This is a genomic window from Candidatus Magnetaquicoccus inordinatus, assembly GCF_004217665.1.
In the GTDB taxonomy this organism is placed as follows: Bacteria; Pseudomonadota; Magnetococcia; order Magnetococcales; family Magnetaquicoccaceae; genus Magnetaquicoccus; species Magnetaquicoccus inordinatus.
Genome location: NZ_RXIU01000545.1, coordinates 1 through 5,846 on the forward strand (window position 1 = coordinate 1; position 5,846 = coordinate 5,846).

General features: G+C 50.1%; 7 protein-coding genes, 1 tRNA gene and 1 pseudogene. 6 read left to right on the forward strand and 3 right to left on the reverse strand.

Annotated elements, in window-relative coordinates:
- Together mutL and EJP87_RS17405 are read right to left on the reverse strand one after the other, a co-directional pair.
- Window positions 1-323: DNA mismatch repair endonuclease MutL (mutL, locus tag EJP87_RS17400; protein WP_193771523.1), on the reverse strand; the 323-nt coding region annotated here is incomplete at its 3' end.
- Complete coding sequence (locus EJP87_RS17405; protein ID WP_130473074.1) at window positions 320-964, reverse strand: endonuclease III domain-containing protein; 645 nt, start codon at window positions 962-964, stop codon at window positions 320-322. The genes mutL and EJP87_RS17405, both read right to left, overlap by 4 nt.
- Before the next feature lie 91 nt (window positions 965-1,055).
- Between EJP87_RS17405 and cysM the strand changes: the two genes are divergently transcribed.
- Entirely contained in the window at window positions 1,056-1,946 is an 891-nt protein-coding gene (gene cysM / locus EJP87_RS17410; protein WP_130473075.1) for a cysteine synthase CysM, read from the forward strand.
- A 3-nt stretch (window positions 1,947-1,949) separates the two neighbouring features.
- On the opposite strand, the gene EJP87_RS17415 is transcribed toward cysM, so the two are convergent.
- Window positions 1,950-2,693 (reverse strand): ParA family protein, encoded by a 744-nt coding sequence (locus tag EJP87_RS17415; protein ID WP_130473076.1) that lies wholly within the window; start codon window positions 2,691-2,693, stop codon window positions 1,950-1,952.
- 202 nt (window positions 2,694-2,895) lie between these two features.
- On the opposite strand from EJP87_RS17415, the gene EJP87_RS17420 reads away from it, so the two are divergent.
- The 5 genes and pseudogenes from EJP87_RS17420 (at window position 2,896) to EJP87_RS17435 (ending at window position 5,689) form a co-directional block, all read left to right on the forward strand.
- Window positions 2,896-3,189 (forward strand): RnfH family protein, encoded by a 294-nt coding sequence (locus EJP87_RS17420; RefSeq protein ID WP_130473077.1) that lies wholly within the window; start codon window positions 2,896-2,898, stop codon window positions 3,187-3,189.
- Between the two features lie 28 nt (window positions 3,190-3,217).
- Window positions 3,218-3,982, forward strand: a complete 765-nt coding sequence (gene truA, locus EJP87_RS17425; RefSeq protein ID WP_130473078.1) for a tRNA pseudouridine(38-40) synthase TruA — start codon at window positions 3,218-3,220, stop codon at window positions 3,980-3,982.
- Window positions 3,983-4,040: 58 nt separating this feature from the next.
- Window positions 4,041-4,116: transfer RNA gene (locus EJP87_RS17430), tRNA-Ala, on the forward strand.
- A 97-nt stretch (window positions 4,117-4,213) separates the two neighbouring features.
- A pseudogene (locus tag EJP87_RS19160) lies at window positions 4,214-4,399 on the forward strand (DUF6538 domain-containing protein); the annotation flags it as partial.
- A 21-nt stretch (window positions 4,400-4,420) separates the two neighbouring features.
- The gene (locus tag EJP87_RS17435) at window positions 4,421-5,689 is read left to right on the forward strand and encodes a tyrosine-type recombinase/integrase (protein WP_193771524.1); all 1,269 of its coding nucleotides are present in this window, start codon (window positions 4,421-4,423) and stop codon (window positions 5,687-5,689) included.
- The last annotated feature ends 157 nt before the right edge of the window (window positions 5,690-5,846 follow it).

Genomic DNA, 5,846 nt, shown 5'->3' on the forward strand with positions numbered 1-5,846 from the left:
GGGAGCGCTTCGCCGCGAAAGCCCAGGGAACGGATGGCAAAGAGATCTTCGATGGAGCTGATTTTGGAGGTGGCATGCCGTTCCAGAGCCAGCAATGCCTGCTGTTGATCCATGCCATGGCCATTATCGATAATTTGAATCAGGCGCTTGCCCCCCTGTTCGATAGCCACTTCGATATGCTTGGCTTGGGCATCCAGGCTGTTTTCGACCAGCTCTTTGACCACGGAGGCGGGTCGTTCCACCACCTCTCCAGCGGCGATTTGATTGGCGAGCTGTTCAGGCAGCCGTTGGATGGGGCGGAGAGGTTCTGGCGGGTTGCTCATGAAACAATACCTAGCGCAGCAGGGCAGAAAGGGATCGGGCAGCCAGGGCAGTTGGCCTGTTTGCGGCAATGGAGTTTGCCATGTTGGACGATCAAGGCATGCAGTTCGCCGAGAAGAGCGGCATCGGCAGGCAGAGCGGCATGGACCATCTGTTGGATGGTATCATAATCAGTTATTTCGGTACACCATTGCAGGCGAGAAAAGAGGCGTTGGGCATATTTATCAACGACGAAGAGGGGACGCTGGGCGCCGTAGCAGAGGATGGCATCGGCCGTTTCTTTGCCGATGCCGGGGATGGCGAGCAGTGCCTGACGCAGAGATTGGCTGTCGCTTTGAAAGAGTTGCGAGGGTTGATCGGCGAAGTGTGCCATAAAGTCGGCGAGGGCTTTGAGTCGGCGATGTTTGACCCGAAAAAAGCCGACGGGGTGCAATAGTTGCCACCATGTTTCGGCGGGAAGTTGCCGAATGAGGAGGAAGGAGAGCAGTTGCTGCTGGCGGAGCTGTTGGATCACGCTGCTGACCTGCTGCCAGGAGCTGTTTTGCACCAGGATGGCCCCGATCATCATCTCTTCGCTGGAATCAGCCGGCCACCAATGTTGCGGGCCGTAGGCGGTGAACAGGGTATCGAAGAGGCGATACATGGGGGATGCTCCTGGGTGGATGGTTGCTTGGTTGTCAGGGTAGCATTATAGTGCAGGGCAGTGGAACATTGTACAGAAGGAGTGGAGAGGGATGGCGACACTGGAAGAGTGTATAGGCAATACGCCGATGGTGGAGTTAAGCCGCATTGCGGCGGGTTGTTCTGGGGTTCGTTTGTTGGCCAAGTTGGAGGGAAACAATCCGGCAGGGTCGGTAAAGGATCGCGCGGCATACAGCATGTTTATGGGGGCGATGGCTTCGGGTCGTTTGCGGGAGGGAGTACGGATTATTGAGCCGACCAGTGGCAATACGGGCATTGCCTTGGCGATGATGGCGGCACGTTTGCGTATTCCGATCACACTGGTGATGCCGGAATCGATGTCATTGGAGCGACGTGCGGTGATGGCGGCCTATGGGGCAGATTTGGAGTTGACTGCCGATGAGGCGGGCATGGAGGGGACGATTGACCGGGCGTGGGAGATGGTGCGGGCTGGGGAAGGGATCATTTTTGATCAATTTTCCAACGATGACAATTGGAAGGCCCATTATCGCGGGACGGGGCCAGAGATTTGGCGTGACACCGAGGGGAAGGTGAGCCATTTTGTCAGTTCGATGGGGACCACGGGTACAATTATGGGGGTCTCGCGCTATTTGAAGGAGCGCAATCCGGGGGTTCAGATTATTGGGGTGCATCCCGAGGAGGGGTCGAAGATTCCGGGGATACGGCGTTGGCCGCAGGAATATTTGCCGAAGATTTTTGATGCCTCGCGGGTGGATCGGATTATGGATGTTTCGGCAGAGGCGGCGAGGGAGATGACCTTGCGTTTGGCCCGCGAGGAGGGGATTTTTTCTGGTCATTCGGCGGGGGGTGCCACGGCAGCCGCCTTGACGGTAGCACAAGAGTTGGCTGCCGATGGCGGCTGTGTGGTGGTGATTTTACCGGATCGCGGAGATCGCTATGTCTCGACCGATCTGTTTACATAACGGTTAGCGGGAGCGCTCTTGGATCTCCTGCCAGAGGAAGCGGAAGGAGTCGGCTTCGCTGGACTCACGGGCATAGGTAAAGATGGGGGAGCGTTTGACACCCATGGCTTCCATCATGGTTGATTCGGGGATGCTGTTTTTGAGGAAGATCGGATGTTTCTCCCCGATGTTGCGGGTAACGACGCGGTGGATTGGTTTTTCCTGATTGACCATATTGAAGAAGGGGATGACGCGCAGTTTTTTGGTGCGGCGTTTGACCAGGAATTGGACCAGACGGTTATAGGCGCGCAGGGAGAGCGGGGTAGGGATCATCGGCACCAGGAGCACATCGGTCATTTGGAAGACATTTTCGATGACCAGGGAGAGACCCGGAGGGCAATCGACAAACATGTGATCATACTGTTTTGCCAGGGGTGCGACCATCCGTTCCAGGCCCATGAGGGGTTTAGAAGATTTGGCCAGGTGGGCATCGAGGTGGCGATAGGAGATATCGGAGGGCAGCAGGTCGAGGTTGGGATAGCCGGTCATGCGCAACTGGGTCATGGTTCGGGATTTGCTTTGCAGGAGCTCTTCCGGGCCGCCTTTAATTTTAGGTTTGACGCAGAGATAATAGCTGGTACCGCCTTGGGGATCGAGATCCCAGATCAAGGTTTGCGCGCCAGCAGCGGCAGAGAGATAGGCCAGGTTGACCGAGGTGGTGGTTTTGCCGACGCCGCCTTTGATATTGTAAACAGAAAAAATTTTCATGGATGAAGGACCTGGTAATGTTTGTTTGACGAAGGGCCGGTTAAGGACGGCGGCGGGGATGCCGCAACGTATCTTGAAAGGCGACCGACCAGGGAGTATTCTATACATGTCGTGGAGAAAGCGCAAAAAGTATCTGTCGGCAGGCAAGAGAGGTTGCGTGGGTTGGCAGAGGTGGATGGACCATCTATTGGGGGAGAGGTAAATGAAAGTATCTGTGACATATGCTGAGGCCAGGCATCAGGCGGTTTTGGACGCTGAGGTTGAGGAGGGGGCCACGGTTGAGCAGGCGATAATCAAATCTGGAATTTTGAAAAAATTTGGTGGATTGGATTTGGGGAGCTTGAAAACCGGGATTTATGGTAAGCTGGTACCGTTGACTCAGGTATTGGCGGCGGGTGATCGGGTAGAGTTGTATCGACCGGCGCTGGGCAAGCCACCGAAGAAGGGAGCGGCGGCGGCCAAGGAGGAAGCGGGTTCGGAGGAGGAAGCGGCGTAGGTATTGGGATGGGTTAGGAATGGGAGTAGTGGGACGATATCGCCTTTTATTGGAGTATGATGGCAGCGGATTTCGCGGTTGGCAGCGGCAGCGGGAGGGGATAGTCACGGTACAGGGGGTGTTGGAGGAGGGGTTGCGTCGTTTGTTTGGTCATGATGTGACCTTGGTAGGTGCGGGTCGGACCGACACGGGGGTGCATGCGACGGGACAGGTTGCGCATTTTGACACGGTTTGCCCTCGCGAGGGATGGGTGATTTTGCGTGCGTTGAATGTCTTGACCCCGGAGACGGTGACGGTTTTGGCGGTGGAGGAGGCAGAGCAGAGCTTTCACGCACGTTTTTCGGCGCATTATCGGGAATATAATTTTCGGATAATGGCCGGTCGCAGTGCGATGCCGGCGTTGGACCGGCGGCGGGTTTGGCATCATCCGCGCCGTTTGGATATTGAGAGGATGGCGGAGGCAGCCCAGCTCTTGTTAGGGACGCATGATTTTACGGCGTTTCGGGCCTCTTTTTGCCAGTCGAAGGAGCCGATCAAAACGGTGAGTCGGATGGATGTTGTGCCGGTTGGGCAGGAGATTCACATTCGGGTAGGAGCGAATGGTTTTTTGCAGCACATGGTTCGCAATATTGTTGGGACATTAAGCATGATTGGGCGTGGGGAGTGGCCGGTAGGGATGATGGCTGAGATTTTGGCCAGTCGTGATCGACGCCGAGCCGGACCGACGGTTCCGCCGTGGGGTTTATATTTGGAGAAGGTATTGTATCCTGGTGATGTACAACAAAATAGTTAGGTCCGTGTTTCGAGACTTGCTTTTGTAGGCGAGAATAGAGATAATGGCCAACTGATGTGGGGCCGTAGCTCAGATGGGAGAGCGACGCGTTCGCAATGCGTAGGCCAGGGGTTCGATTCCCCTCGGCTCCACCAACTACACCATAACATATTGATTTATTTGCAATATTCCTCCTAGACTCAGGGGTTCATTCGCCAATTGTACATACACTGGTACAAAGGTGCACCTGAGATGCTGACTTTCCCGTCATACCTCCAGAAACATTCAAACGGAAGATTCTATTTTAGGGTTGCCGTCCCTCTTTCGTTAAGGGCATACTTTGGTCGGCGAGAGATCAAGTGTTCCTTGCATACGCATGATCGACGCGAGGCCGTTGATCGTGCAAGACATGTCGCTACGCATGTTTTTGATTTGTTCCGAGTGACGCGAGGTGAAACAATGTCTGCTGATTGGTCAAACAATCGGATGTCTCTGATAGTCAAAGGATTAAACATTCGATCTGATGGTGGATATGAAATTGCAGAGATTCATACTGACCCCAATCACCAAGAGGCTGAATCAACGCAGCTTCTAGCCCTCATTAATGCTTTAGATGCCAAGATGAAAAACAAACAAATAGTCGTGCCCGATCAAGAAACAATAGAAAAACGTAAGTTATTAAAAACTATTGGCGAATATGTTGATGAAAAAATGATGAAAAAGGAATGGACAGAAAAAACTAAAATCGAAACAATGGGTGTGTTTGATGTTTTTATAAAAATTATTGGTGATCTTGATGTAAGCGCAATAAACAAAAAGATTGTAGACGGATATTTTGAAAAGCTCCAGAAATTACCTCCTAATTTAAATAAAAATCCAGTATGGAAAAATAAATCGATTGAAGATATATTAAAAGCCAATCCAAAGCCAATGGAGATCAATACTATTAATAAGCATGCTTCTCGTTTATGTTCGTTTTTTAATTGGATGAAGAGGTTAGAATACGTAAAATTAAATTACTTTGATGGCATGCAAGTAAAAAATAATAAAAAAGCCAACGAGCAAAGATGCGTTTTTACAAGTGATGACCTGAAAAAAATATTTAGTTCATCAATATTTGCAGAAAACGTTCATCTTCATCCGTATTATTATTGGTTGCCGCTGATTGCGTTGTATACTGGGGCCAGAATTGAAGAGATTTGTCAGCTAGATATTAAAGATATACGTATGGAGGGGGCGGTGTGGGTTTTTGATATTAATGATATTGCGGACACTGATAACAACAGCGCAACTGTAAACAAGAAACTTAAAACCACTAATAGTGTTCGTTTGGTTCCAATTCACGAAGAGCTCATTCGATTCGGACTATTAAAATACGTTGAACAATTAAAGGAAAATGGACATAGAAGGTTGTTTCCTGAACTGAAAAGAGGAAGAGATGGTTATTCACAAGCTGCATCGAAGTGGTTTGCTAGATACCTAAACACACTTGGCATAACTGACAGGCTAGAAGTGTTTCATAGCTTTAGGCATACATTTATGAATTTTCTCAAACAAATATTCACCGATATAAACATTATTAATGAACTTGTAGGCCACGAGCATGGTTCAATTGCATTAGATAGATATGGAAAACAATACGCTGCAAGCGCTTTATGTAATGCTATACATAAATTAAATTTTAGAGATGAAACAGCAAATGTAAAATGTTTTCAGATAAAAGCCTGAATAGGCGAATCAATATAATGATTAGTATAAAAAATATAATAGAACCAGCAGTATGAGTTGCTTATAGTATTGTTTATAGACTGAACTTTAGAGTCGCAACCATCCAATCCAAGATCGTTTGATTCGTGGAAAGTGTGGTGTGCAAGTGAGAAATGGC